This window comes from Streptococcus pseudopneumoniae ATCC BAA-960 = CCUG 49455 (assembly GCF_002087075.1).
Classification (GTDB): Bacteria; Bacillota; Bacilli; order Lactobacillales; family Streptococcaceae; genus Streptococcus; species Streptococcus pseudopneumoniae.
On record NZ_MWSM01000084.1, the window covers coordinates 1 to 752 of the forward strand.

Sequence of the window (752 nt, forward strand, 5' to 3'; positions counted from 1 at the left end):
TGTATTGCAGAAACGGAGCAAATTTCCACGGTAGGGTTGACTTTTCGGATAGATCAAGAGTGAATTTTTATAGTCAACCGTCGTTTTCAAATGGAGCAGTGATAAATGGTAGTTTGAGGGTGTCTGGTCGTATCACTTATAGTGGCGGTGAGTGGCTTTACTCACCTATATATAATAAATTATGGAAAGATACTTCACAAGGAGGTACCTGGCTATATTTGAATAGACAAGGTAACGGAGGTAGCGACTGGATTGAGATGAATAAAAGAATCTCAGACCGTCGCTATAAATCAAATATTCAAGACAGTCAAGTATCTGGTCTAGATGTCATCGAAAAGCTGAAGACTTACAGCTATCGTAAAGAATACGATGGCCAAATTGAGGATATCTCATGTGGTATCATGGCTCAGGATGTCCAGAAATATGCCCCTGAAGCATTCTATGAGAATCCTGACGGTGCATATTCATATCGCACATTTGAATTGGTGCCTTACTTAATCAAGGCCATTCAAGAATTAAATCAAAAAATAGAAAAAATGGAGAACAGACATGGATAATCACACAATCGACAAGCTAGTCGCTGAGTCGCTCGTCGACCGTTTGGCTGATATCGAATTGAACTATGCGCATTTAAATGTACACCATAGGCTGGCTTTGGCTGAATTACAGGCCTTTAAGGCGGTGCTGGAATATGACCCAGCGCTTAAAGAACTTTTTGACGAAACGCAAGCTAAAATGAAAGGAAATAAGGA

At 40.2% G+C, this 752-nt stretch carries 2 protein-coding genes; both read left to right on the forward strand.

Features of this window, described 5'->3' with window-relative positions:
* Window positions 1-218: 218 nt before the first annotated feature.
* Entirely contained in the window at window positions 219-557 is a 339-nt protein-coding gene (locus B4W83_RS13630) for a tail fiber domain-containing protein (RefSeq protein ID WP_001081571.1), read from the forward strand.
* On the forward strand, window positions 550-752 hold a 203-nt coding region (locus B4W83_RS11950), incomplete at its 3' end, for a hypothetical protein (protein ID WP_083022303.1). The genes B4W83_RS13630 and B4W83_RS11950, both read left to right, overlap by 8 nt.